The sequence below is a fragment of the Variovorax sp. YR566 genome, from assembly GCF_051992195.1.
In the GTDB taxonomy this organism is placed as follows: Bacteria; Pseudomonadota; Gammaproteobacteria; order Burkholderiales; family Burkholderiaceae_C; genus Variovorax.
In genome coordinates this window covers 3,006,954-3,031,827 of sequence record NZ_CP197092.1, presented here as the reverse complement: position 1 = coordinate 3,031,827, position 24,874 = coordinate 3,006,954, and the positions used below count along the sequence as shown (strand labels likewise).

Here is a 24,874-nt window from a genome sequence, read left to right as displayed (position 1 = left end):
CTCAAGCATAGCGCTCCCTCAGGAGCGGGGCGTGGCCGCCAGCACGCAGCGGAAGTCGTGCAGCGTGGCCTTGGGTGATGTGGTGGAGATGGCGTTGCGCCATTCGTCGAGGATGCGGCGCGCGGCCGCCTCCTCGCGCGCGGCGATGCCGATGCGCCATGGCCCCAGCGTGCCCGGCTCCTCGCCGGCCGCGTGGTTGTGCTGGCCCTCGCCGAAGGGTCGGCCTTCGGAGCAGGCGCGGCAGAGCATCTGCATGCTGGTGGTCCAGTTCTCGGCGCTGGCGCCGGCGGCCTCGAAGCGCTGGACGAGCGCGTCGATGTCTTCCCTGGTCGCGTCCTCGACGGTGGCCTCGTAGGTCGAATAGTCCGACGGCGCAATCAGTTCGAGCGCGTCGAACACCGGCACCTCGCGGTCGCCGCGCAGTCGGTAGCCGTTGGCCGCGCCGTCGTGCAGCACGAGGTCGCCGTAGCGGTGGCCGCAGTCCGGCGTGGGCACGTTGCGCAGGATGGCGCGGGCCGGATCGATGCGGTCGGCCCACACCACTTCGCTGGCCTCGTCGCCGTGCACGCGAATGGGCGTGAGTCCGATGAAAAGATCGACCGGGCCTTCGCCGTCCGCCACCTCGATGCCGTACTGCCGCCAGGCGCTGCGCGCCGTCGCCCAGTCGCCCAACGCCGTGGCGGCGATGCCCAGGTTCCATATCGCGCCTTCGTTGCGCGGCTCGCATTGCACGGCCCGGGCGTTGGCCTGCAGCGAGGCGGCCCAGTCGCCGCGGTACTTGTGGATGAGGCCGGCGTTGTACCAGGGGGCCGACCAGTACGGATGCACGGCGCTGGCCTGGGCATAGGCTTGCAGCGCGCCGTCCTGGTCGCCCTCCTCGTCGCGTTGGCGGCCGAGTTCGTTGAGGGCGTTGGCTTTGCCGGCTTTGCCGATTCGGATGGGCATGGTCGAAATGAACGGATGCGGGAAGGCACGGGGCGATAAGGGAGGCGCCTATTGTGAGCCTCCCGCCTCTGGCACACTGCCGGTCTCCCGCTTAGGTTTCGCTGAAAAAGGACACGTCGAAATGGCTTCCGAGTTTGTCTTCGCCCCGCCCGCCACCGTTTCGGTGCCGGTGGCCGGCCAGCCCGCCCGCTTTCCGGTGCACCGCATCTACTGCGTGGGCCGCAACTACGAAGATCACGCCAAGGAAATGGGCTTCACCGGCCGCGAGCCGCCCTTCTTCTTCATGAAGCCGGCCGATGCGCTGGTGGCGGTCGATGCGGGCCAGACCGGCACCATGGCCTACCCCACGCTCACGAAGAACCTGCACCACGAGATCGAACTCGTGGTTGCCATCGGCACCGGCGGCAAGAACATTTCGGCCGCCGATGCGCACAAGCACATCTACGGCTACGCGGTCGGCCTCGACATGACGCGCCGCGACCTGCAGAACGACATGAAGAAACAGGGCCGCCCCTGGGACATCGGCAAGAGCTTCGAGCAGAGCGCGCCCATCGGGCCGATCGTGCCCGTGGCGCAGGCCGGCGACGCCGAAAAGGCCGAGATCTCGCTGCAGGTGAACGGCACCGACCGCCAGCGCAGCAACGTGAGCAAGCTGATCTGGAACGTGGCCGAAACCATCGAGCACCTGTCGGCCGCGTGGGAGCTGCAGCCCGGCGACCTGATCTTCACGGGCACGCCCGAAGGCGTGGCCGCCGTGGTGGCAGGCGACACGCTCGTGGGCGAAGTCGCGGGCCTGCCGACGTTGACCGTCAAGGTCGTCTGAAGACGGCGGCCGGTTTCATGCTCCTGCGCGTACCCATCAAGCACTGCAAGAACTGTGGCACCGCGGTGGTCTACCGCGTGCCGGACGACGGCGACACCAAGCAGCGTGCCGTCTGCCCGGCCTGCCACACCATCCACTACGAGAACCCGTTGAACGTGGTCGGCACCATTCCGGTCCTGGGCGACAAGGTGTTGCTGTGCAAGCGCAACATCGAGCCGCGCTGGGGCAAGTGGACGCTGCCGGCTGGCTTCATGGAACTCGAGGAAACCACCGCCCAGGGCGCGGCCCGCGAGACCGACGAAGAGGCCGGCGCCAACTACGTGATGGAGGGACTGTTCTCCGTCATCAGCGTGGTGCGCGTGGGGCAGGTGCACCTGTTCTACCGCGCCCGCCTGCTCGACGACAAGTTCGACCCGGGCCACGAGACCATCGAGGCGAAGCTCTTCACCGAAGAAGAAATCCCCTGGGACGAGATCGCCTTTCGCACCGTGCGCGAAACGCTCGAGCACTACTTCGAGGACCGGCGGCGAGGCAGCTTCGACCGCGTCCACACGATCGACATCGTTTGAAAAAACCGCACACACCCATGACGCTTCGCTCCACCCTGCTTCGCGCCGCGCTCGGCTTCGGGTTCATCCTGGCCGCGACGGCACACGCGGAGACGGTGGGCGACGTCGACACCGCATTCAAGCTCATCGGGCCCGACCACAAGATCGTGATCGAGGCCTACGACGACCCCAAGGTCACTGGCGTTACCTGCTATGTCTCGCGCGCCAAGACCGGCGGGCTGGCCGGTGCCTTCGGCGTGGCTGAGGACAAGTCGGAGGCCTCCATTGCCTGCCGCCAGGTCGGCCCCGTGAGCATCACGCAGCCGCTGCCCAAGCGCGAGGAGGTCTACAGCGAACGGCTGTCGGTGCTCTTCAAGCGCCTGCGTGTGGTGCGCATGGTCGATGCAAAGCGCAACACGCTGGTCTACCTCACCTACTCCGACCTGCTGATCGACGGTTCGCCCAAGAACAGCGTGACGGCGGTGCCCATCGACCGCGGTACGCCGATCCCGCTGAAATAGCCTCGGCCGGCCTTCAATGGCCACTTCGCGCCGGGTTGCTCTTCGAGCGCCGACGCATGAGTTTGCTAGCATCTGCCGCTTGGCCCGCCCGGCGAGCCAGACCGCAGGAACCCTCCGCAACGAACCCGTTCCAACAGAGCGCCATGCACCTTCAGACTTTTGTTTTACGTACCGGCGCCGCAGCGGTGCTTGCCGCGAGCCTCGCGGCCTGCTCCACGGTCGACCTCAACACCCCGTGGCCGGCCCCGGCGGTCAAGCCACCACCGGTCCAGCAACGCCCGGCAGCCCTGTTCATCCGCCCCGCGAACGGCGCGACCATCGCCCGCTTCGACGGCGACCGCATCAAGGGCATCGACATCGCCGGCAACCTCGGCGATCCGGTCGTCGCCTCGGCCGATGGCCGCGTGGTGTACGTGGGCGGCGAACTGCCGGCCTACGGCAACATGGTCATCGTGAAACACAACGAGACCTTCCTTACCGCTTACGCGCACGTGCAGACCATCCTCGTGAAGGAAAACGCGGTGGTGCGCCAGGGCGACAAGATCGCCGAAATGGGCCGCAGCAATGCCGACCGCGTGAAGCTGCGCTTCGAGATCCGCAAGAACGGCACGGCCGTCGACCCCGAGCCGTACCTCAGCGGACGACTGCAGCAGTAGCCTCCGCGCAGCAGCCCGCCTGCTGGCGCCGTACCCATGAAAAAGCCCCCTCACGGGGGCTTTCGGCTTTGAGGGGTGCCCCCGGGGCCTCAGTTCTGGTCGCGAAGCGCCAGTTCGCGCCAGTTGGCGTCGTACGTGCTGACGTACATATTCCTGAAGACGACGGAACCCTGTGCCGGCAGATTGAACGTCTTCGAAGCCGTACCCGCAGCCGACGGCGCGACGTCGGCCCGGTCCTCCGCGCCGGCGGAAGGGCCGGACGCCAGGTTCAGGAAGAACTCCGCGGCAAAGCCGGGGTTCAGGTCCGTTGCGCTGACGGCGAAGTCGCTGCCTCCTGCGTAGGACGCGAAGGCTGGCGTGGTCGAGAAGCCCGGGTAAGTTGCGGCTGCCGCCTCCGCCAGCGTCATCGGCCGGCCATGGAAGCGGTGCTTGTAGACGATGTCGAAGCCACTGAACTTGGCCACCGTCGAGCCGTCGCTTTCGTAGGCCGTGAAGGTGTACTCGGGCGTGGCGGAAATCGCTGCGATCGCGCTGTCGCTCAGGCCGGCGGTCGACAGGCCGCTGCAGTTCGACGTCAGGTAGTAATAGTTGTTGTTGGAGGAGCCCTGGATCGGCCAATCGCCGCCGCCCGAAGGACGCATGTGGCGCAAGCCGCCCACGGGCAGCCCCGGCCCGGTAACGACAACCGAGGCGACGTTGCCGCTGTTGCCGGTGTTCGTGTCCTGGATCGCGAACTGCAGCGAACTGCTCACGCACCCCGTCGCCTTCTCCTTGGTGGCGTGGATGTGCGGGTTGATGTCCAGCACGCGCCCGTCGCCGCGCAGGCGCCACGTGCCGTCCGTGCCCTTGACGATCTGCATGCCCTGGTTGTTGCTGAAGGCGACGCCGTTCTTGTCCTTGTGCGTGAATTCGACAAACGCGCGCGGGCTCGTGTTGTTCGCGTCGATGGTGTAGTTGATCCGCTGGATGACCACGTCCGTGAAGCTCGCGCCCACGAGGCTGGGGTCCGACGCCGCGTCGCCGGCGAACTGCGCCGCGTTCAGGTCGGAGGACCGGAAGCCATAGGTTCCGGTGGCAGGGTTGCTGCCATCGGTCATGAGGGGCAGCAATTCGGCCGGCGCGGGCAGTCCGTTCGCGAACTTGCCCACGAAGTCCGACAACACCTTGCGGATCAACGTGATGTCGTCCGCCGCCGTGCCCATGCCGTCGCCGCTCAGCGGCGTCGTGGAGGTCTCGGCCGCAGCCTTCACTGCCAAGTCGTCGGCAATCTGCTGCTGCGTGACGATGTTCGTGATGGTTGCCACGTTGGTGGCCGGGTCCACGCTCACGCGCAGCACGTCGAGCGCCTTGTCCAGCGCGCTCGACAGCGGCGTGAAGGCTGTGCGCAGCAGGTCGATGCTCGCATCCACGCCCAGCGCCAGCAGCACCGGCAGCAGCTTGGCCTTCAGGCCGTCGGATTCGGCTTTGACTCATCGGCCGTGAGCGAGGCGAACTCGCCGCCATCGAAGTACTGCTCGGCCAGCCGGCCCGCGATGTTGGCCACCACGAGGTCGGTCAGCGGCGTGATGTTGATGGTGCCGTTGGTATCTGCGGCGGTCGCGGCCGAATGGATCACCGTGCGCTCGCCGCCCACCGTGCCTTCGGCGCGAAAGACGAAAGGCGCCGTCATGCCGCTCACGTCGATGTTGTAGTTGCCGTCGACCAGTGCCACTGTCTTGGTCACGCCCTTGGCGTCCTTGACGGTGACGGTACCCACCAGGGGCAGGCCAGAGGCTGCGGTGCCCGAAAACGTAACCGGCGTGGATGCGGCCGGCGGATCGCTGGCCGGCTTCCCGCCCGCGGCCGGGAAGCCGGCGAACCCGCCGCCACCGCCGCCCCCACCCCCGCCGCAGGCTGCGAGCGAGATCAGGAGCGCCACTGCGCATGCGGAACGCGTCGTCTTGAAGAAAAGCGGGCTGGAAGCCTCGGCGGTCGCGAAGTTTGTTTTCATGGATGGTTTTTCAGGTGAAAGGGCAAACAAAAGAATCAACTCGTAACACGAGCGTTGCGATTCTTCTGTGCCCCTCCCTTCCTCACCATCCTCTGTTTTGAGGATGCGGACCCGTGCCGGCTAGAGCAGGCTCTCGGGTACCAGCGGCGCCAGCAGTTCCAGCTTCCAGCGCGACCAGAAATCCGTTTCGGGCTCCTGGTGCAGGATGGTGTCGGCCGCGTCCCCCGAGGCCGGGCTCACCCACTCGATGGCGCCCGTCGGCCCCAGCTGCAGCTGGTAGGCGCCGTCCAGCCGGAGAAAGCCGATCAGGCTGGTGAGCTGCTGAGTAATCTGCGGGCTGAAGATGAAGATGCCTACCTCGGTGTTGTGCAGCATCGAGCGCGGGTCGAAGTTCATCGAGCCGATGAACACGATCTTGCGATCGACCACCGCCGACTTGCCATGCAGCCGCCCGCTGGCCGAGCCGTACATGCCGAAGCGTTTGGTCTGCTCCACCCGCTTGGGGCTCAGCTCGTACAGCTCCACGCCCAGGCGCAGCATTTCGGGGCGGTAGCGGCGGTAGCCGATGTGCACCAGCGACTCGTCGGTGGCCGCCAGCGAATTGGTGACGATGGTGTAGGCCACGCCGTTGCCACGCACGAGACGAATCGTCTCCATGCCGCCTCGGCCCGGAATCAGGTAGGGCGTGGTCTGCATGACCTCGTTCTCGGCGCCGCGCACGTAGCGCCGCACGTTGTAGAGCACGCTGTCCTTCGACTCGTCGGCGGGCGGGCCTCGGGCTTCTTCGGTTGGCCCGAGCGCCTTGGCCGGCGGGTCGGCGTATGCCTCGGCGCGGGCCCACACCAGCTTCAGCGCGCCCGCGTCCAGGTCCTTGGCCAGCGGGTTGTTGCCCAGCAGGTCGGTGGAGTCGGGCTCTTCCGGGTGCAGCTGGTCGGGGCCGGAGGTCAGCCGGTCGAAGCGCTCGCGCAGCTGCTGCGGGGTTTCGCCGGTGGGCGGCACCAGCGACTCGATGGGATACACGTAAGGGCTGTTCCAGTACATGTCGAACAGCGACGACAGCTTGGGCACTACGGCGCCGGCCACCAGCGTGTCGATGTCGATGAAGTTCGAGCCACCGTCGCGCAGGAAGTACTCGTTGGCCATGTTGCGCCCGCCCATCACGCCAATGGTGTTGTCCACCACATAGAGCTTGTTGTGCATGCGGCGGTGCACGCGGTCGAAGTCGAGGATCGACCAGGCCCAGCGCGTGCCGAAGCGGTCGCGCCCCGCGGGGAACGGGTTGAAGAGCCGCACCTCGACGTTCGGATGCGAGGCAAAACTGGCGAAGAGCGGGTCGGCGCCGGCGGTGTAGAGGTCGTCCACCAGCAGCCGCACACGCACGCCGCGGTCGGCCGCGTCGCGCAGGGCGCGCAGCAGGTAGCGGCCGGTCTCGTCGTTCTGCACGAGGTAGTACTGCACGTCGATGGAGCGCTGCGCGCGGCGCGCAAGCTCAATGCGTGCGTGCAGCGAGAACTGCGGCATCGGCAGCAGCCTGAACCCGCTCAGCGGCTCGCCGGGCGGGGCAGCCGCCTTCACAAGGCGGCCGAGCGTGGTGTCCGCGCCGTCGCTGATTGCGACGGAGGGTTTGCGCTGCACGTCGACGGGCAGTCCGGCGCAGCCGGCCATGCACAGCGCGACGATGCCGAGCAGCAGCCACGACAGCCACCGGGCGCGCGGTCTGTCAGCAGCCCGACAAGGAGAGTTCGGCATTGGAACGACGAGGCGTGGGTTGGAGCATGGATCGAAAGGCTCGCGGTTTCTACCACGCGCCTGCCGACCTTGCCGCGCCGCACGCGTTCAGTTCAATGCTCGCGAGTCGGCCCCCATTGCCTGACGAAATGGTCCGCCCGCAGCGTTGCCCGCTCGATCGCCGCGTCCCATGTCAGCTGCTGGGTAATCACCAGGGCGCAACGCGGAATGCCGCGCAGACTCAACTCGCAAATGCCGGCATAGGTGCCGCTCGGCGTGCGCATGAGTTCGAACCAACCCGTCCAGCCTTCTGGAACGCTGAGGGGAAGTCGAGCGCTGTCCATGATGAGCACACCGTATTCCTTTTATTGCGCAGTTTCAAGAATTGAAACCCTAAGCACTACTTATGACTGGGGAGCCGAGGCTAAGTGCAACACCGCCAAACGACATCACCCGAACATGGGAGCTCCGGCGAATTGGGCCCCAGGCGGCTTTTCGGCAAAGATCGAGGGGCATGAACTCAACGACGAGCTCCCGAAACTCCAGCAGCGGCGGATCCGCCACCCTCTCACTGTTCGACGACCCGCCGCGCGAGGCGCTTGAACGGCTCGGCCCCGGCGCCTTCGTGCTGCCCGGTTTCGCCCTGCCCTTCGCCGACGCACTCCTGCCGGCCATCGAAACGCTGGCGGAACGCGCGCCGTTCCGCCACCTCGTCACACCGGGCGGCTTCACCATGTCCGTCGCGCTGACCAATTGCGGCGCGCTCGGCTGGACCAGCGACCGGCGCGGCTACCGCTACAGCGCCACCGACCCCGACAGCGGCAAGCCCTGGCCCACCATGCCCGAGCCGTTCACGCGACTGGCGCGCGAGGCAGCCTCGACGGCCGGCTTCGACGGCTTCGCGCCCGATGCCTGCCTGATCAACCGTTACGCGCCGGGCGCGCGGCTGTCGCTGCACCAGGACAAGGACGAGCACGACTACGGCGCGCCCATCGTCTCGGTGTCGCTCGGCATGCCCGCCGTCTTTCTGTTCGGCGGGCATGCGCGCAGCGACAAGACGGTGCGCGTACCGCTGGTGCACGGCGACGTCGTGGTCTGGGGCGGCGAAGACCGGCTGCGCTACCACGGCGTGCTGCCCCTGAAAGACGAGCCGCACCCATTGCTGGGCGCGACGCGCATCAACCTCACATTCCGCAAGGCGGGCTGACACGCATGCAGGCCAGCGACAAGACGAACAAGAAGACCGGCCCCGGCAACGCCATCCGCGAGCTCTATGCCGCCCTGTGGCACTTTGCGGAAGGCGCGCGCGGACAGCTGCTGGCGGCCACTGCGCTGCTTGCAGCTTCGCAGCTGATCCGCCTCACGCTGCCGTACCTCGCGGGGCAGGCCATCAACGCACTGCAGCGCGGCGAGCTGAACACAGCCGGCCACTGGATCGCGGCACTGGTCGGGGTGGCCGTTGGCGCATGGGTGCTGCACGGCCCGGGCCGCATTCTCGAACGCAACGTCGGCGTGAAGGTGCGCGAGACACTCGCCGACCAGCTGTACGCACGCATCGCAGCCGCACCTCTCGCCTGGCACGATGACCACCACTCCGGCGAGCTGCAACACCGCGTGCATCAAGCCGGCCGCGCGCTGTCGGACTTCGCGCAAAACCAGTTCATCTGGCTCACCAACGCCGTCAACTTCGTCGGGCCGCTGGTCGCGCTGGCGCTGCTGTCGCGCACCAGCGGCGTGACGGCCCTCGCGGGCTACGTGCTGATCGGCCTCGTCATCGTGCGCATCGACCGCGCACTGATGAAGCTCGCGCGCGCCGAGAACGATGCCGATCGGCGCTATGTGGCTGTGCTGCTCGACTTCCTGGGCAATGCCTCGACCGTGATCGGCCTGCGCCTGCAGGGTGCTTCGCGGCTGCTGTTGCGGCGACGCATGGCCGCGATCTCGCTGCCGCTGAAGCGCACCGTGGTTCTCAACGAAGGCAAGTGGTTCGCCGTCGACCTCATGGGGCTGGCGCTGACCTGGGGGCTGGTGGTCATCTATGTGTGGCAGGCGCGCGCGCCCGGACAGGCCGTGATGCTGGGCGCGGTGTTCATGATTTATCAATACGCGCAGCAGGCCGCCGGCGTCGTGACTTCGGTCGCAGCCAACTTCAGCTTCTTCGCGCGCATGCACACGGACTACAGCAGCGCCGAGCCGATCTGGCAGGCGCCATCGGGAAACGAAGCGATGGCCACGCCGCCCGAGCAGGTGCCCGAGCGAGAGCGGATAGAGGCCGATGCGCCGTGGCGGCAGTTGAGCATCCAGGCGCTGCAATGGCGCTACGCGCAGCGCGGTGCTTCGGCCGAAGAAGAACCCGGGGTTGCCGAGCCCGTGCGCAGCGGCCTGCACGACGTGGCGCTGACACTGCGCCGCGGCGAACGCGTCGCCCTCGTCGGCCCGAGCGGAGGCGGCAAGAGCACCCTGCTGCGCGTACTAGCCGGGCTATATCCGCCCGACAGCGGCACGCTGCTGCTCGACGGCCAACCGGTCGACTGGGCACAGCTGCGCCGGCTCGCCACGCTGATCCCGCAGGAGACAGAACTGTTCGAAGCCAGCGTGCGCGAGAACCTCGCCTTCGGCCAACCGCGCGACGACGCGCTCCTGCAGGCCGCGCTGCACACGAGCACTTTTGACGAAGTGCTGAAGGCGAACCAGGGCGACCTCGACACCGCCGTGTCGGAGCGGGGCTTCAATCTTTCAGGTGGGCAGAGACAGCGGCTGTGCCTTGCGCGCGGCGTGCTCGCGGCGCAAGGCAGCTCGCTGCTGCTGCTCGATGAGCCGACCAGTGCGCTTGATGCCAGCACAGAAGCCCGCGTGCTCGGGCGCATCGCCGATGCGTTTCCGGATGCTTGCCTGATCGCGTCGGTCCACCGGCTGAGTTTGCTCGAGCGGTTCGACACCGTGGTGCTGATGGAGGCGGGGCATGTGCTTGACCATGGGCCGTGCGAGGCGGTGTTGGCGAGGCAGCCGCTGTTGCGGCGGATGACGACGGCTACCGCCCACTAAACGGAGCACACCTCGAAAACTCGCAGGAGTGCGAAGAAGCCTCCGTCACCACAGCCTTGCTTTGGTTTGCACAAGCGTATCGACACACTGCGCCAAAGCCTTGGCGCGTTCCTCGCGAATGCGCTGCCAGTTGTCGGCCCGCCAGGCGGCCCAATCTGCCGGCTCGGAACGATAAGAGCAATTGGCTGGAATTGGCGGAAGGCCGAACCGCAGGCTCGCCAAGGCCAGCCCGGCGCTGAACTGTAGGCGATACAACTCGTCGGTGCCCGACAGATTCTCATAGACCAGTCGCCACACGCCAGGATTGATCGGTGCATCGGCCTCGGCCGGCAACTGCGCCGCAGACTCCATGTCTTCACGCGTCCATCCGCTTTCGCGACGGCCGCGCTCCAGTTCAGCCCACGCCCGGGCAGCATAGACGCGGGTGGCGACCTCACCGAGCGCTTCGGGCAAATCCTTCAAGCCCGGGTTGGTAGCCCATGGTCGGCCCACGAGTTCCGGGACCGGGTCACCGACCAGATCATCCTTGGAGAAGCCCTGCACCGTACCGATCACAGGTCTCCCCACGATGGCCGAGGCACCGACGCGAAGCGCCACCTGCGCGGCAACGGCATTGCCCGTGTGATCGCGGCGCACCACTCGCAACGGCTCGAAGTCTTCGGGATAGGACTTGCCACGCAAACGCACCTGCGTTTTGCCCACAGGCACGATGCCATCGGGCGCTGCATAGACGCTCAGGGCGGGCGCCGAGGCGGCCGCTTCGCCTGGCTGGCTCGCGTTGAGCGGTGGCTGGGTCACGCATGCGGACAACAGGAGCGCGATGCCCAGCCCTGCGAATCGCGTGGCAACAACTTTCGCGCGCGCCTCTTCCTTCGTTGCTCTCACTGAAATTCCCCTAGTTAAAAACTTGCGTTCAGATTGAAGCCGAGCGTCACCTTCGCAGTGCGATATCCCTCGGGCTTGCTGATCGGCGCACCGACGAAGAAGTCGTAGCTCAGCTTGCTCCACTGGCCGCGCACGCCGATGACTGCGCCGGCAAGGCTGCGGCCCAGAAGATCAATCGTCGACCGTCCGCCAACATGGCCGTAGTCCATGCCTGCATACAGCTCCGCCCCGCTCTGCCCCATGGCCCACCCGATGTCGTTGCGGATGAGCCAGCCACGCTCGCCCAACAGACTCGTCTCGCCATCGAAGCCGCGCACCGTGTAGCGCCCACCGATGGCGAAGCGGTCTTGCGGCGTCAACGGCGTGCGGTTCCACTGGGCGCGGATCAGGCCCGAGTAGCGCATCTTCTGCTCACCGAGCTTGAACGGGGCATTGAGAGTGACATCGGCCGTGTACAGCTTCAGGCGCGAAGTGCCCTCGCCGAACTCTTCTTCCGGTGCGACGCGCGAGCCGAAACCGCCGGTGCCGCGCTTGTAGGCCAGCGTGCCTTCCAGCGTTGCCTCGCCGATGTACTCCTTGTGGTTCAGGCTGAACTCCCAGCCGCCGACCACGCGGTGCTGCACCTCGACTTCCGTGTCGTCCACGAAGTTGCGAGACTCGCGGCGCCAGCCCTTGATGGCCACCGTGGTCTTGCGGCTCTGGTCGCGGTAGAGCAGGCGCGAGAGCTTGACCTCGGCATTGTTGGTCTTGCCGGCGTAGACATAGTCCTGGTTCAGGCCCGCCACGCTCTGGTGGTACTGGCTGTTGGAGGCGGTGAAGCCCAGGAGCCAGTAGCCGTAAGGCAGCGAGTAGTGAACGGTCTGGCCTTCGGTGCCCTTGGCCGGGTCGCTGAAGACGTGGTTGTTGATGTTGTGGTTGGCGCTGACGTAGAACAGGTCGTTCAGGCCGAAGGGGTTGTCCAGGGACAGGGTTGTGCCGGCCTGGTAGCGGCCTGTGGCTTCGGTGCCGCTGTCGTCGAGGCTCAAGGTGACGCGCCACTTCTTGGATTGGACGTACTTGACGACGAGGTCGCTGTCGCCGGGCTTAGCGCTGGGCGCGGTCGAGGGCTCGATCTGGATGTCGGCTTCGGCCGTGGGGGCGCGCTTGAGGTTCTCCAGGCCCTGCTCGATGTCGCGCAGGTTCAGCAGATCGCCGGGGCGTGTGGGAATGGCTGTGGCCAGCAAGGCGGAGTTGCCGAGCAGCGTGGACGAAGAGTCGGGCGTTGTCCGAATGGCTGCAATGCGGCCGGGCACCAGCGAGAGGGTCAGTGTGCCGGCAGAGAGATCCTGTGGCGCAGCCAGCACACGGGTGGTGACGTAACCGCGCGCAATGACAGCCTGCTGCGCACGCGCGAGGACTACGTTGACGCCAGCCGTGCCGAGGCAGCGGCCAGCGGGTGAATCATCGCCCTCGGGGCCTGACAGATCCGCAACGGCCCATTGGAAGGATTCGGACTGCTCACCGACCAACAGCACGCGGTCAATGCGAAAGCACGGGGACTCGGATTCGGGGATGCGTTGAGCCGGCACGGGCGGCGCTGCCTGCGGACGCTGGTCAACGGTGCGCTCGTTCTGCTCGCGCAGGGCGCGCTCGCGCTCTTGTTGGCGCTGCTGCTCGACGAAGGGCTGGGGTGTGGTCGGAACTTGCGCCAAGGCAAGCAGGGGGCTGGCCAGGATAGTGACCAAGGGCACTCGCGAGATCACTGTCATTTTTCCTCAGGATTTTTCTAATTGCAGCGCTGTATTTCGCTTTACTTCAATGCTGCCATCTCATCTATCAACCATTTTTCGTGCTCGCGAACAATGTGATCAAAATTTGATGCAGAGTGATAGTCTTGCTCCGGCAAGGTCTTCGCGCCGGCAAGCATCGACGATGGCGCATCAGCAGGCCAGTCCCAACTTGACCAAAATTCTGACAGTTTTATTAACCCATAAAGCGGGTCTGAATCTAGATTCGCAAGAACTTCTTCCAGTGCAATAGCCCGCCATATTCGCTTGGCTCGCTGCATGTCCAGATTCTTGGATTCGCAAATTTTCTGCAATTGTGAAGAAAGCTCAGATGCAGGCAAGTCGCTATCAACGGCCAAACTAGAAATCAAATCCAGCAAGGGGTCATCAATGCTGATCTTCTCAAGCTCGACGTTCGCAAAATCTTCCACGCAAGATGGTGGTAAGCGCCCCAAATAGCCAAGATTGCCGTTGACGCCTTGAAATACAACGGCCCAGTCAGCCAAGCCACACTCGGAAATTCGATCAAATATTGATTGCATCATGGTTTTACAGGAATACCGTTAACAGCTCCATTTGGGACAAACATTCTGTGTGTTACGCCTCCAAGATTCGGGTCAATGATCCATTCAAACCGACCCGCCACGCCATTGTAGCTACCGGCTACCTGGTAAAGCGAAGCGCCATTGTTGAGAGGGAATTTGGTTGCACTGTTTGCATAGTTGTCGACAATATTGGGAAATCCATGAGCAATTGGAGTCGACGGAAATTCTTGTGTGGCGTAGGGGCCATTTGGCTTCACTGGATAGACAGGTATTGCGTTTCCATCTGCACCAACAACTTGTTGATTGGGTAGTTGATCTACCTTGTTTCCGCTACCTTGGCCCTTCGTCCCATTGCCGATGCGTGTTTCAAGCAACACATCATTTGTAAGCGTCCTACTTGGCGGCAGGCTCAGCGAAGTCGGCAGTGCATTGCCCGCCGAGTCCGTCATCGTCATGTTGCCGTACTTCATTCCGGCACTGCTGTAAGGGCTGTTGGCGGTGCCATCGGCGGGCGCCCCCGCCGATGGGGCCTTGGTCACGGAGGTCCCCCACTTTGCCGCCACCACTCCTCCGATGGCCATACTTGCGTAGGGCAACGAACCGAGGATCGCGGTCTTCAGTCTGTCGGCAAAGCCAGCCGTAGACTGCTGCTGACCCAACGCGTCATACATCGTGGTCATGTCCTGGACCTGCCGGTCGATCAAGCCAGTCACTAGTGCCTTCTTCTCGGGCGTGTCCGCGTAGAAATACGCCTGCATGAGACTTGTCAAGGTCTGATTCGCGTTATTGGCCGCCCCCGTACACCCGCTCAAATTTCCTGTGTCGCTGCACGCGCGCGTGATGTTCGCGGCCTGCCTCTCGCTATCGCGCGTCATCTCCTCGCGCAATTTGTCCATATCGCAGCTCTTGTTCGTCCCACCGGAACAGGCGCGCAATTCATCCATCAACTTGCCCGCCCCGCGCAAGCTCAACGCATTGTTGATGGCTGCATTGGCGCTGGAGTTCGCAGCGATGGAGATACCCTGGGCATCGAGTCCAGCCATCGCGCCCGCGATGGCCGCGAGCACCTGGGTCATCTCGACCATGTCAGGCAACACATTGCCGTATTCATCGCGACCGAATGCACCGGCCGTGAGTTCCCCGATGACCGCCCCCAGCGCGCCAGCGGTGCATCCACTCGAATTGGATGCACGCGCCGCGCCAACCGCGCATCCTGCGATGGCGTGCAGAACGTTCTGCGTGAAGGCGTTGATGTCTCCGTTGTATGCCAATGTCCCAATGCCGTAGGCGCTCTGCGCCGCTACGGTGTTCAGGAGTGCATCCGTTAACCCGGCGCGCAATTCGTCCTCCAGACTGGTGCCTTTGATCGCACTGCGCACGACCGCGCTGGCTGCACCGTCGATGAGTTGACGCTTCAACTGGTCCGTGAATTTCGCCGAACCGTTGGTCGCGGTAGCAAGGTTCTGCGGCAGCACTTCACTCAACCCCTGGAGCACGCCTGCGGTGACCATGGCCGTGGCGATGTTCTTGACGCCCTCGCTGCTGCCCATCTCCTTGAGCACCTTGCCGATGTCGCCGTTGTTGTTGATGAAGCTCACCGTAGCCCGGCTGGCCAGAGCGGTGACGCCGGCTTGCACTGCGGCCCCCACGCCCGCGGATACAGTCGTTCCCATGCCCGCGCCCGCCGCCGCCCCGCCGGCGGCTGTCCCCGCCTGGGCGGCGACGGGACCGGCCGCCATCCCCACCACCACGCTGACCACGATAGCCGCCACCGGCCCCATGCTGGTCTGGCTCTGGGCCCACTTCTTGTGCTCCTCCTGCACCCGCTGCCACTCGACGCTGTTGGCGAAGGTCGGATCGTTCGCCAGTTGGTTCACCCAGGCCATGCCAGGCTGTTGCGCCAGGGCCCCGAGGGCATCGTTCTGCCCCAGTTGCACCGTCACCCCGCCGCTGGCCTTGATGTTCAGGTTCTGGACGTTGAACAGGTTGTACTGGCTGGTCTCGTCCTTGTGCCCCGCGCTCTGAGCCGAGACCCAGGCGCCGTCGCCATCGGTTTCCGAGCCGCTGAAGGCGCTGGTAGTCTTCTGCGTGAGCAGGTTCAATTTGCCCCCGGCATCGATGCCAAGGTTCTGCGCATTGACCTCGATGGCGCTGAGCGTCATGTCGCCATAGCTCTTGAGCTGAATGTCTTTGGCCGTGAGCGTAGTGCGCGCCAAGGTGGTCTCCTGGCTATCGGCATTCGCGCTCGAATGGCTCAGACCATCCTTCTGCGAGTCCTTCGTGGTGGTCGAGGTCGAGTTCTCGCCCGCGCCCAGGGTGAGCTTGTCGCCCGCACTGAGCTTGAGTGTCTCGCCTGCGCGCAGGTCGGCCGCGATCCCGGTAAGGTTGCGCCCAGCGCCGATGCTCACATTGCCATCACCGCTGATCGTGGTTCCGGTTTCCTTGCTCGTCTCATCCTTGCGCGTATTGTTGGAACTCCAGCGAATGTCCTCCGTGCGGCCCGTCGTCACGGTGCCGAGGTTCACGTCACGTCCTGCAGCAATCGCCGCATCCCCCGCGCTCTTGACTTCAGCGCCGATCAGATTGGCGTCGCGCATGGCCACGACGTTGAGGCTTCCCCCCGGATTCGTGACGTACAGCCCCGCCACGCGGTCCAGCGTCGTAGCGCTGAGGTTCACGCCGCTCGCGGCGTCCGAACGTGCCAATTGGTCTGCGTCGCTCTTCGAATCACGGGTGGTCGTCACCACGTTGATGTCGCGCCCCGCGATGGCCGTCAGGCTCTTGCTCGCATCGATCTGTGCGCCGATGACATTGATATCGGTCCTGGCAGACACCGTGACGTCCTCGCCGGTGATGCGCCCCGCGAGGTTGTTGATGTTGTCCGCTGAGAGCGCGACCACATGGCGCCCGGCAATCGTGCCTCCCGAATTGGCGAGATCGCCCGACAAGCGCATGTCCACGCTGCGACCCGAGAGCACCGCGCCGGAGCCGTCGATATCGCCCGGCTTCACACGCACATAGACCTGCGGCACCAGCACGCGCTGCGTGCTACCGTCGGGCAGGGTCACCGTCTGCTCAACCAGCCAGACGATATCGCTCGTGAGCTGCGCCATCTGCGCGGCTGTCAACGCCACGCCAACGCGCAGTCCGTACTGCTGCGCGAAGGCCGCACCGGCATTCATGAGGGCCGTGTACTGCGCGTCGTCGTCGCTGAAACCATCCAGATAGCGGAAGCCGGTCAACTGGGCCACCTGCTCGCGGATCAGGCGTTCCTCGTAGAAGCCGTCACCCAGCCGCTTGAGCGTGGTGTTTGGATCGAGCCCGAGGTTGTTCAGCAGATAGTCACTGCTGAGCCAGTTCCGATAGTTCGCAAACCGGGGATCGGTCTCGATCAGGTAGCGGCTCGAAGGATTGGCAAGCGTCCTGAACAGGCTCGCGGTGGGAATACCGACGTTGGGGGTGCTGGTGCGCACGACCGTGGCACCGGCAACGCCGGCCGTTGCGCCAGGCCCGCTGGTTGCCGACACCTGGATGATGGGGTTGACGCGGGTGTTGGGGTTGACAACGCCCGAGCCCTGCGCGGCCGCACCGGTCTGGCCCGGCGTCAGCGTGCCTGTGCTCGTACCACTGCCCACGACCGACACATTTCCCTCCTGGCGCGCCGCCGAGAGCACGGCGGTGGAATTGGTCGTGAGGTTGTAGGGCGCGAGCTGGTAGACGCGTTCGTCGTCGCTCGTGCTGTGCGCATTGATGGTGCTGTGGACGACCACGCCGGTCTGGACCGTGGGGGCATCGACGGTCAGGCCCACATTGTCGATCTTGCCGCCGGTGACGTTCAGGGCGCCGCCGGCGAGGATCTGGCTGTTCTCGTTGGTGCCGCTGCCCACGGCGATGTTCATCGCCCCGCCCGAGATGATTCTGGCTGGTGCGGAGCTTTGCAGCACCGGCGTGGACGTGGTGACCGTGTAGACGTAGCCGTCGTAGACGGAGGCCATGCGCCCGGGCTCGTACTCGGTGCCTGTCTGAGACGTATACCCGGCGATGACGTGAATGAACTTCAGCGTGGCCGTGTCCAGGGCCGCGTGCGCCTGACGGTAGTTCTGCCACTGATCGTATTCGGCCTGGGTGACCGGATGGTCGAAGGGAACCCACTGGTCATGGTTGGTTTCATCGAGAACCATAACGCCGGCCTGGCCCACGGTCATGTCCGGATACTTCCGGCCGATGAAATCCATGGGCAGGTCCACGCCAGGCGGCGTGATGCCGAAGGTGGCCCAGATGGGGTCGGTGCGCGAGTACCAGGCACCGGGGACGGGCACGGCCTTGCAGGTGCTGTCCTGCCCGACGGTGCACTCCTGGATGGTCCGGTCCTGGCTGCTGTCGGGGCTCTGGAGGTAATAGGCACGGTACCGGGCCAGCGGGTAGTCCGGCGACGGGACCATCAGGCGGACGTTGGACTCGCTGCCGGGCGCCATGGGATCGGTGGCGGGCACGCCCACCCAACTGTTCCAGCCGGTGTCGGGGAACTGCTGGAAGCCGCCGATGCTGAAGAGGACTTCATCGGCCTTGTAGCGCTGAGCGCTGCCGGGGAGCGCGTATTCGACGACGCCCTGGGGTGTGCCTGGCTGCATTGTCCAGGTAACGCCGCCATTGGTGTTGGAGAGCGTCGCTGTCTTGATATCGACGTTGCCCGTTGCTTCGATGGTCGCAGCGTGGTTGTTGATGCTGGAGGTCGTGCCGGTGGCGCGGCCGAGTGCATCGAGGCCACCGCCGATAAAGAGGTCTCCATCGCTGAAGATGAGGGCCCCGTCCCGGTTGTTGACGGTGCTGGCCCCAATGTCCAGACGCTGTCGCGCAGCGATGGCGGCGGCGCTGGTGGTGCCGTTGACGGTCTCAGCGAGGTTGTTGAGGGTGCCGACGCCAATCGCGACGTGGTCGCCGTAGATGCGGCCGGTGCCGATGTTGGTCAGCGTGCCCGCGTCGATGCGCGTCACAACGCCGTCGATCACGCCCCGGTTGGTGATCGTGCCCGTGGCGCTCAGTCGGGTGGTGGTGCCCTGGATGTCGCCGGTCGCATTGTTGTCGATGTTGGCGGCCGACAGCGATAGATCCTTGCCGGCGCCGATTCGGCCGCTGTTGGAAATGTTTCCGCTGGTGACGATGCTCAGGTCGCGGTTGGCGATGGTCTCGCTGCCGGTGGCGAAGGTGGTGTTCTGTGTCAGCGCAAGATGCATATCGCCCTGGGAGAGCAGCTTGCCGCTGCTGTTGAGCGAAGCCGCGTTCACCGCGAGCGTCTTGCCGGCAAGCATGATGCCGCCGGAGTTGGACACGCTCAGAGTCTTCGCGGTCGGATTTGCGGCATTGGGATCGACGACGCTGACGGTATCGCCTGCGGAAATCAAACCACCGGTGCCGTTCTCGACGAGAGCTGTGCTCGTCAAAGTGGTGTTCACGTCGGCACGGATAGCGCCAGTCGTGTTTTTGACAGTCGCAGCCGTGATGGCAACGTTCTGGCCTTCGATGCCTTGATCGGTCCCGGAGGTGGCGATGTTGTCGAGGCTTGCGGCGCTCACCGTGGTCTTGGCGCCCGAACGGATCAGGCCGCCTGAGTTCTTCGTGGCACCGGCTCCGGAGTCGACTAGCAGGTCGCTCGCCGCCAGTGTCTGGCCGCTGCGGTTGTCGTAGTCGGCGCCTTGGGTGTTGACGGACAGTGTCGATTGGCTCAGCACGATGCCGGCATCGCCGTTGACGAATTCGCTGGTCTTGGCGGCCAGCGCATTCTTCGAGCCAATGAAGCCGGCGCTGTTGTCGGCGCTACCGCTCTTCAGCGTGAGCGTGTCGCCGCTGACGATGCCGCCCAGGCCGTTCGCATAGCCTGCGGCGTTTGTGTTGACCAATGTGCTGCCATGCGTGTCGATGGCCATCGCGCCGCCCGACTGGATCAGGCCCGCGTCGTTCGAGATTGCGCCGGAGTTCACGTCGACGGTGTTGCTTGCGGTCAGGGTTCCTCGTGTGTTGTCCAGCGTGCCGCTGTGCATGTCGATGGCAAGACTGCTACCGCTGGCTTTGCCATCCGTGTTGGTCAGGCCGTTGTTCACAAGCACGACCGCACCCGAAGCCAGCAGGCTGCCCGAGGTGTTGTCGGTCGTGCCGGTGGTCGTGACATGAAGGTCTCCCACCACGGCGGCAATCGCTCCGGAGGCGTTGTTCAGGCTCGCGGCATTGACTGTGGTGCCGCCGTTGGAACCCAGTGTGCCTCCGATATTCGACAACGCACCGGCTACCGTGACGCTCAATGTGCCGGGGGTTGTGACCGTTGCCCCGTTGGTGTTGACATCGCCCAGCGTAGCCGCGATGGCCACGTTGCCACCGTTGGTCTTGCTGGCCGAGAGATCGACGCTTGCGCCTTGGAGCACGGCGCTGCCTGCCGCCAGATGGGTGCCGTTGGCTGCCAGCGTGCCGGAGGAGGTGACGCGCAGGTCTCCAGCGCTGGCCAGCGTGCCGTCGCTCTGGATGCCGGCGCCGAGCACGCCTGCCGTGCTGCTCTGTACGCTGGCGGCTGCGATGGTCGTATTGCGACCGGACGTGATGTTGCCGTCGTTGATGAGTGCGCCGGAGGTAGCAACACTTGCATCGTTCGCGCCGCGCAAAGTTCCGCTGTTCGTGAGGGTGCCTGCCTGAACACCCAGGTCGGTGGCTGCGTTGATCGAACCGCCGCTGCCGTTGACGAGTTGGCCTGTCACGCCGAGCTGTACACCGGCCTGCGCCGATTGAATGCTGCCTTGCGTGTTCTCCAGCGAGCCGGTGTTGAGCGTCAGGCCTTGATTGGAGGCGAGGGTGCCAGAGGTGTTGGTGGTGGCCCCGGCCACGTTGGCCGTGAGCGCCCCTGCGGCCGAGATGTTGCCTCGCTGGTTGTTGGCCAAACCGCCGACCGTGATATTGGCATTGCTGTCGCTGGTCAGCACGCCGTCCTGGTTGTTCAGGTCACCGGAGGTGATGATTTCCAGGCTGCCGCTGCGCAGGGTGCCGGACGAGTTGTCGAAGGTACCAAGGTTGGCCGTGAAGGCCCCGGACACATTGATAGTCCCGCCCTGGTTGGAAAAGCTCGGCTGGCTGAGCGCCAGGCTCGCCACGCTCAGTGTTCCGCCGTTGTTGAGCAGGTGCGCAGTTTGCAGGGTGATCGGGCCACCTGCGTACACCTTGCCACCATCGTTGCGGATCGCGCCTGTGGCGGTGATGCTGCCCGGGTCAATCGGTGCGGCAGCAGGTGTTGAAGTGCCTGCGGTTGTCGTGCTGCCTGTCGATGTCGTGGCGCCAGTGGAGCCGCTTGAGCCGGCGCCTGAGGTAGTACCTGTGCCAGTGCTGCCGCTGTCACTGCCCGGTGTCGGAGCAGGCGCAGGTTCGCTGCCGATCCACCCATCATTGGTATTGCTGATCGTGGGGGCCTCAAGCGCGAGCGATGCCATGCTGGTCTGACGGATCGTCCCCTGGTTGACGATGTCGCTACCAGTACTGGCCAGCTGCACGCTCTGGCCTTCCAACGTGCCGGTGTTCTCCAACCGCCCCGATGCCGTGACGACCAGGTTCCCAGCGCTCGCGCCGATGCTGCCGGCATTGCGCACCCCCAGACCAGCCTCAGTCCCGATCAGCGAAATCTTGTTCGCATACATGCCACCCAACGCCGCAACGTCGAGCGCAAAGGTCGGAGCAGCACCAGTGCCTGACGTCGGCGTGATCTGGCTGTGATCGGCACTGATCTCGTTCGCACCAGTCACCACCTTGAGCTCGCTCGCCCAGATACCAGCATTGACCTGCACAGCACGCGCCAGAATGGCCGCATAGTCGGTCTTGCTCGCATCGAGCCCCGCACCATCGATGGTGACGGTGCCGCCACGAACCAGGAAGCTGTCGAGCCCCCCGATCGCATTGAACTGCGGCGTGCCCGTGGTGAGCGTAGCCCGCGAGGCGTTGATGAAACCGCCTCCGTCCACGCTGATGCCGGCCGGGTTCGCAATGATCACTTCGGCGCGCTGGCCACCCACTTCGATGTACCCGCGAAGCTGGCTCGGCGAGCCGCCGTTGATTTCGTTCAGGATGATGCGCGCCGGCCCCGTTGCGAGGTAAGGATTGCCTTGAACGAACCCGCCCAGTTGGGTCTGCACGTTCACCCGGCTGTTGTTCAGGATCGCGCCGTTCGCGCCCACATTGAACTGGTTGTAGACGTTGCGCGAAACGCCTGCGGCCGAAGGAGTCTGGATGTTGACCAGCGGCACGCCGTTGGGCGCCAGCAGCACCATCGGGCGAAGATTGCCCGGCACATTGGGCGCGCCGACGATCTGTGCATGTGCCGACGTTGCCATCAGCACGCCGGCGATGGCCATGGCGCCCGCTGCGGTCGTCGCCTTGCTCGCACCCTTGCCGGTACTGGCGGCCGTCTCCTGGACCACCATACGCATACCTCTGGCCGCATTGAAAACAACGCGGTGCAAGTGCCGATTCATGTTTAGCGCTCCCTCAAATCTTTGTTAATCCGCAACACATTTGTGTCCAGACACGCGTTGCAGGGGCGCGATTATGGGATAGCGTTACATCTCAGCAAGGCATTTAGTCACGCTTTGTAAGATTACGTCGAAGGTTTTTCGGGCGATGTAATGCATATGAATTACTTGGCTGCGCCGCCACCGCATGCCGGTGAAATTGCGCCCGGATGCCCGGCGTTTGCCCCGCCTTCGCGCAGCAGCCGTCGCCGCCGACCTACAGACAAGACTCTCCCGCCGCGCCATGGTGAAACCCATGACACACCCCATCGAACTCACCATCGAAGAACCGCTGCCGGGCGCCTTTGTCTGGCAGTTGCTCGAAACCGACGACAAGGGCACGCACCCGCGCGTGCTGCGCAAAGCGTATGACGCTGTGGAGAGCTATGAACTGGCGCTCTCGGCCGGCCAGCGCGCGCTGCAAAGCGAGATTCGTCACCGCGCGCCTGCCGGGCACGGTTGATTGAATCGCTCACGGCGCCTTCAAGCCTTGGCGGCTCAGGCGTGCAGTGCGAAGTCGTCGATCGTGAGCGTGATGGACCGATGCGGCTCGGCTTGGTAGCGCGCGACGGCCACGGGCTCTATGACGTGAAAGTGCTGCCTGCATGTCTCCAGCAGGCTGTCGCCGACTTCGCGCGCGCCGAATTCATCGTGCAGGGTTTCCTCGGAAATCTGCGCGACGACACGGGGGCCGCCGGGGCCTTCGGGGTAGAAGGCAAATCGCACGCTCGCGGTGTCGAAGCAATAGATGCCTTCGAAGTTCATCTCTCTTGTCTCCTTGTGAAGCGGCGGCGATTGGACGCGCACGCAGCAACGGCAAAGAGTAGAAAAATTCGCATGCGCGTGCAGGAAATGTCCTACAGACAACAAGGAGAGAACTTGTATCCGGAAACGGCTTCGGCTTCCATTGCGCAGCGCCGATCCGGCGAAGATCGCAGCTTCCAGATTTCCTGTACCCGGAGCCTTTCCGGAGCACCCGACTCGATGACCGAAACGATCACGCGCCCTGCCCGGCTCCGCCGCCGCGCAGCCGCATCCGGCCTCGCTGCCGCACTGCTTTTGTTGGGAGCATGCAGCGGCCCCACGGAAGCCCAGCGCCTGGCAACCGCCAGCACGCCGCCGCCCACCGACTGCACCGCCTGGGTCGGCACCGACCGCAACGCCATGATGAGCGGCTACCTGCTGCCGCAGGACCAGAAGAACAGCAAGGGCACCAAGGTCTGCGTGCCGGTGCTGATGACGGCCAACCCCACGCCTTCCGGCTATGCGGGCGGCGACTATCACATCGCCGAGTTCACCGACGACAAGCTCAAGGCCCGCTGGCGCGCCTGCAAGGAAGACCCGGCGTGCTTCAAGCGCATCGACGCGCAGATGCAGCGCTGGCTGCCGCCCAACAAGGAACGCGCCACGCGATCGACAGGCGTGGTCGACCCCTCCGGCAAGATCGATCCGGACGGCCAGGTCGACCTGAAGCAGATCCGCCGGCCCGCCTTCTTCGCCAAGGCGCCGTACCGCGAAGGCATCGCCGGGGCCGACGCCCGCACCTACGTGGTCGAGTTCACCGCGCCGCGCGACACCTTCGAGCGCATCGACCTGAAGATGAGCGGCGACATCAAGCTGCGCGGCTGGTACATCGAAGGCGCGGGCGTGGACGGCGGCAAGGGCAAGAAAGTGCGCGCGCTGGTCATCATGGCGCCGGGCGGCGGCGGGCAGCTCACGGCCATCCAGCACCCCGACGAGGCCTCGTACCGCATCGACGAGAAGACCGGCAAGACCATTCCCATCAACTTTCCCAACGCGACCACCGAGACCATGGGCCAGCGCTGGTGGCGCGAGAACCTGTATGCGCTCAACCAGGCCGGCTTCGACGTGCTGGCCTACGACCGGCGCGGCGAAGGCTTGTCGGGCGGTTTCAGCGACACCAACACGCTGGAGCAAGGCGAAGACGTATTCCGCGCGCTCACGGCGCTGGAAACCGGGCGCGGGCTGCGCATCCTCACGCCCCAGGGCGAAGTGCTCGAAGGCGAAGCCACCCGGGGCAAGCTGCTCGCAGGCATGCCATCGAGCGAGATCCCGCTGGTGCTCGGCGGCTACTCGCGCGGCTCGATGTCCACCGCCTGGGCCATGACGAGAAACTACGTGGCCCAGTGCAGCTTCGACATGCCCGAGCCCAACTGCACGCCGCCCAAGGGCCTGCGGAACATCCGCGGTGCGATATTGCTGTCGTCGTTCGCCAGCGGCGCGGGCTATGTGGGCGACTCGCCCGACCTGGCCGACCGCAACCTGTTCCTGGGCGGCATGGCGGCCGATCACCACATCGTGTTCTATCCGAACTCCTCCACGCTCGCGGGCATGGACCGCTGGCCCGCCGCCTTCTTCGGCAAGGGCCTGTGGGACCGCGCGGAAACGCTCGAAGGCACCGTGGCCGCCTACAACCGCATCCGCGGCGTGAAAGAGATCGTGCTGGCGCGCGGACCGCATTCGATCGAGACCTGGCCCGCGTCCGACCAGGCCTATCTGCGCGAGCGCATGGTGGTGTTCGCGAAGTCGCTGATCGTCGGCGGGCGCACCATCCCGGGCGCGCGGCCGTGGAAGGACTTCAAGTCGCTGGTGGCGACCACGCCCGACTCGTGGGAGCCGTCGTCGCGGCCGAAGGCGCCCTGAGCGACGAGGCGATCAGTACTTGCGCGGGTTGTCCGGCCGGCGGTCATAGCGATCGGGCACGCCGTCGCCATCGCTGTCGCGGTTGCGTTCATAGCGGTCAGGAATGCCGTTGTGGTCGCGGTCACGATTGCGGCGGTGGTTGTCGTGGCCGCAGCCGGCCGCAAGGCTGGCGACTGCAAGCAGAAGAATGAGGTGCTTCAAGCTGTGTTCCCCGTGCTGTC

At 65.2% G+C, this 24,874-nt stretch carries 19 protein-coding genes; 8 read left to right on the top strand and 11 right to left on the bottom strand.

What is annotated here, in order from left to right; genetic code table 11:
• Nucleotides 1-18 precede the first annotated feature (18 nt).
• Nucleotides 19-945: a tetratricopeptide repeat protein gene (locus tag ACTG4X_RS14090; protein ID WP_093052649.1), complete on the bottom strand. Its 927-nt coding sequence runs from the start codon at nucleotides 943-945 to the stop codon at nucleotides 19-21.
• Between the two features lie 121 nt (nucleotides 946-1,066).
• On the opposite strand from ACTG4X_RS14090, the gene ACTG4X_RS14085 reads away from it, so the two are divergent.
• From ACTG4X_RS14085 to ACTG4X_RS14070, 4 genes are all read left to right on the top strand, one after another.
• Nucleotides 1,067-1,768, top strand: a complete 702-nt coding sequence (locus ACTG4X_RS14085; RefSeq protein ID WP_093176496.1) for a fumarylacetoacetate hydrolase family protein — start codon at nucleotides 1,067-1,069, stop codon at nucleotides 1,766-1,768.
• Between the two features lie 17 nt (nucleotides 1,769-1,785).
• Nucleotides 1,786-2,337 carry an NUDIX hydrolase gene (locus tag ACTG4X_RS14080; protein WP_093052657.1) on the top strand — a complete coding sequence of 184 codons (552 nt, stop codon included), beginning with the start codon at nucleotides 1,786-1,788 and terminating at the stop codon, nucleotides 2,335-2,337.
• Between the two features lie 17 nt (nucleotides 2,338-2,354).
• Entirely contained in the window at nucleotides 2,355-2,837 is a 483-nt protein-coding gene (locus ACTG4X_RS14075) for a CreA family protein (RefSeq protein WP_093052660.1), read from the top strand.
• 143 nt (nucleotides 2,838-2,980) lie between these two features.
• On the top strand, nucleotides 2,981-3,493 hold the full coding sequence (locus ACTG4X_RS14070) for a murein hydrolase activator EnvC family protein (protein ID WP_440534089.1): 513 nt from the start codon (nucleotides 2,981-2,983) through the stop codon (nucleotides 3,491-3,493).
• Between the two features lie 89 nt (nucleotides 3,494-3,582).
• On the opposite strand, the gene ACTG4X_RS14065 is transcribed toward ACTG4X_RS14070, so the two are convergent.
• The 4 genes from ACTG4X_RS14065 to ACTG4X_RS14050 form a co-directional block, all read right to left on the bottom strand.
• Nucleotides 3,583-4,920 (bottom strand): hypothetical protein, encoded by a 1,338-nt coding sequence (locus tag ACTG4X_RS14065; protein ID WP_440534088.1) that lies wholly within the window; start codon nucleotides 4,918-4,920, stop codon nucleotides 3,583-3,585.
• Between the two features lie 17 nt (nucleotides 4,921-4,937).
• Nucleotides 4,938-5,483, bottom strand: a complete 546-nt coding sequence (locus ACTG4X_RS14060; RefSeq protein WP_440534087.1) for a hypothetical protein — start codon at nucleotides 5,481-5,483, stop codon at nucleotides 4,938-4,940.
• A 120-nt stretch (nucleotides 5,484-5,603) separates the two neighbouring features.
• On the bottom strand, nucleotides 5,604-7,232 hold the full coding sequence (locus ACTG4X_RS14055) for a phospholipase D family protein (RefSeq protein WP_440534086.1): 1,629 nt from the start codon (nucleotides 7,230-7,232) through the stop codon (nucleotides 5,604-5,606).
• 92 nt (nucleotides 7,233-7,324) lie between these two features.
• Entirely contained in the window at nucleotides 7,325-7,555 is a 231-nt protein-coding gene (locus tag ACTG4X_RS14050) for a hypothetical protein (protein ID WP_093053199.1), read from the bottom strand.
• A gap of 170 nt (nucleotides 7,556-7,725) precedes the next feature.
• Between ACTG4X_RS14050 and alkB the strand changes: the two genes are divergently transcribed.
• Together alkB and ACTG4X_RS14040 are read left to right on the top strand one after the other, a co-directional pair.
• The gene (gene alkB / locus ACTG4X_RS14045) at nucleotides 7,726-8,418 is read left to right on the top strand and encodes a DNA oxidative demethylase AlkB (RefSeq protein ID WP_440534085.1); all 693 of its coding nucleotides are present in this window, start codon (nucleotides 7,726-7,728) and stop codon (nucleotides 8,416-8,418) included.
• A 5-nt stretch (nucleotides 8,419-8,423) separates the two neighbouring features.
• Nucleotides 8,424-10,256 (top strand): ABC transporter ATP-binding protein, encoded by a 1,833-nt coding sequence (locus ACTG4X_RS14040; protein ID WP_440534084.1) that lies wholly within the window; start codon nucleotides 8,424-8,426, stop codon nucleotides 10,254-10,256.
• A gap of 45 nt (nucleotides 10,257-10,301) precedes the next feature.
• Here the strand turns inward: ACTG4X_RS14040 and ACTG4X_RS14035 are convergent, their stop codons facing one another.
• The 4 genes from ACTG4X_RS14035 to ACTG4X_RS14020 are packed head-to-tail and all read right to left on the bottom strand — an operon-like array spanning nucleotide 10,302 to nucleotide 21,953.
• Nucleotides 10,302-11,141: a hypothetical protein gene (locus ACTG4X_RS14035; protein WP_440534083.1), complete on the bottom strand. Its 840-nt coding sequence runs from the start codon at nucleotides 11,139-11,141 to the stop codon at nucleotides 10,302-10,304.
• 14 nt (nucleotides 11,142-11,155) lie between these two features.
• Complete coding sequence (locus ACTG4X_RS14030; protein WP_440534082.1) at nucleotides 11,156-12,889, bottom strand: ShlB/FhaC/HecB family hemolysin secretion/activation protein; 1,734 nt, start codon at nucleotides 12,887-12,889, stop codon at nucleotides 11,156-11,158.
• Nucleotides 12,890-12,930: 41 nt separating this feature from the next.
• Nucleotides 12,931-13,452, bottom strand: coding sequence for a DUF2247 family protein (locus ACTG4X_RS14025; RefSeq protein WP_440534081.1), 522 nt, complete (start codon nucleotides 13,450-13,452; stop codon nucleotides 12,931-12,933).
• Nucleotides 13,449-21,953 carry a two-partner secretion domain-containing protein gene (locus ACTG4X_RS14020; protein WP_440534080.1) on the bottom strand — a complete coding sequence of 2,835 codons (8,505 nt, stop codon included), beginning with the start codon at nucleotides 21,951-21,953 and terminating at the stop codon, nucleotides 13,449-13,451. The genes ACTG4X_RS14025 and ACTG4X_RS14020 overlap by 4 nt, the downstream gene beginning before the upstream one ends.
• A 292-nt stretch (nucleotides 21,954-22,245) precedes the next feature.
• On the opposite strand from ACTG4X_RS14020, the gene ACTG4X_RS14015 reads away from it, so the two are divergent.
• Complete coding sequence (locus ACTG4X_RS14015; RefSeq protein ID WP_093052689.1) at nucleotides 22,246-22,452, top strand: hypothetical protein; 207 nt, start codon at nucleotides 22,246-22,248, stop codon at nucleotides 22,450-22,452.
• Nucleotides 22,453-22,487: 35 nt separating this feature from the next.
• Here the strand turns inward: ACTG4X_RS14015 and ACTG4X_RS14010 are convergent, their stop codons facing one another.
• The gene (locus ACTG4X_RS14010) at nucleotides 22,488-22,754 is read right to left on the bottom strand and encodes a hypothetical protein (protein ID WP_093052692.1); all 267 of its coding nucleotides are present in this window, start codon (nucleotides 22,752-22,754) and stop codon (nucleotides 22,488-22,490) included.
• A 219-nt stretch (nucleotides 22,755-22,973) separates the two neighbouring features.
• On the opposite strand from ACTG4X_RS14010, the gene ACTG4X_RS14005 reads away from it, so the two are divergent.
• Entirely contained in the window at nucleotides 22,974-24,653 is a 1,680-nt protein-coding gene (locus ACTG4X_RS14005; RefSeq protein WP_307614422.1) for a hypothetical protein, read from the top strand.
• A gap of 12 nt (nucleotides 24,654-24,665) precedes the next feature.
• Here ACTG4X_RS14005 and ACTG4X_RS14000 read toward each other — a convergent pair whose 3' ends face one another.
• Complete coding sequence (locus ACTG4X_RS14000; RefSeq protein WP_093052698.1) at nucleotides 24,666-24,854, bottom strand: hypothetical protein; 189 nt, start codon at nucleotides 24,852-24,854, stop codon at nucleotides 24,666-24,668.
• Nucleotides 24,855-24,874 lie beyond the last annotated feature (20 nt).

What these genes read in the sequence shown, in the direction of transcription:
- ACTG4X_RS14090 (WP_093052649.1), bottom strand. Translation starts at nt 945, where the DNA reads ATGCCCATCCGAATCGGCAAAGCCGGCAAAGCCAACGCCCTCAACGAA.
- ACTG4X_RS14085 (WP_093176496.1), top strand. Translation starts at nt 1,067, where the DNA reads ATGGCTTCCGAGTTTGTCTTCGCCCCGCCCGCCACCGTTTCGGTGCCG.
- ACTG4X_RS14080 (WP_093052657.1), top strand. Translation starts at nt 1,786, where the DNA reads ATGCTCCTGCGCGTACCCATCAAGCACTGCAAGAACTGTGGCACCGCG.
- ACTG4X_RS14075 (WP_093052660.1), top strand. Translation starts at nt 2,355, where the DNA reads ATGACGCTTCGCTCCACCCTGCTTCGCGCCGCGCTCGGCTTCGGGTTC.
- ACTG4X_RS14070 (WP_440534089.1), top strand. Translation starts at nt 2,981, where the DNA reads ATGCACCTTCAGACTTTTGTTTTACGTACCGGCGCCGCAGCGGTGCTT.
- ACTG4X_RS14060 (WP_440534087.1), bottom strand. Translation starts at nt 5,483, where the DNA reads ATGAAAACAAACTTCGCGACCGCCGAGGCTTCCAGCCCGCTTTTCTTC.
- ACTG4X_RS14055 (WP_440534086.1), bottom strand. Translation starts at nt 7,232, where the DNA reads ATGCCGAACTCTCCTTGTCGGGCTGCTGACAGACCGCGCGCCCGGTGG.
- ACTG4X_RS14050 (WP_093053199.1), bottom strand. Translation starts at nt 7,555, where the DNA reads ATGGACAGCGCTCGACTTCCCCTCAGCGTTCCAGAAGGCTGGACGGGT.
- alkB (WP_440534085.1), top strand. Translation starts at nt 7,726, where the DNA reads ATGAACTCAACGACGAGCTCCCGAAACTCCAGCAGCGGCGGATCCGCC.
- ACTG4X_RS14040 (WP_440534084.1), top strand. Translation starts at nt 8,424, where the DNA reads ATGCAGGCCAGCGACAAGACGAACAAGAAGACCGGCCCCGGCAACGCC.
- ACTG4X_RS14030 (WP_440534082.1), bottom strand. Translation starts at nt 12,889, where the DNA reads ATGACAGTGATCTCGCGAGTGCCCTTGGTCACTATCCTGGCCAGCCCC.
- ACTG4X_RS14025 (WP_440534081.1), bottom strand. Translation starts at nt 13,452, where the DNA reads ATGATGCAATCAATATTTGATCGAATTTCCGAGTGTGGCTTGGCTGAC.
- ACTG4X_RS14020 (WP_440534080.1), bottom strand. Translation starts at nt 21,953, where the DNA reads ATGAATCGGCACTTGCACCGCGTTGTTTTCAATGCGGCCAGAGGTATG.
- ACTG4X_RS14015 (WP_093052689.1), top strand. Translation starts at nt 22,246, where the DNA reads ATGACACACCCCATCGAACTCACCATCGAAGAACCGCTGCCGGGCGCC.
- ACTG4X_RS14010 (WP_093052692.1), bottom strand. Translation starts at nt 22,754, where the DNA reads ATGAACTTCGAAGGCATCTATTGCTTCGACACCGCGAGCGTGCGATTT.
- ACTG4X_RS14005 (WP_307614422.1), top strand. Translation starts at nt 22,974, where the DNA reads ATGACCGAAACGATCACGCGCCCTGCCCGGCTCCGCCGCCGCGCAGCC.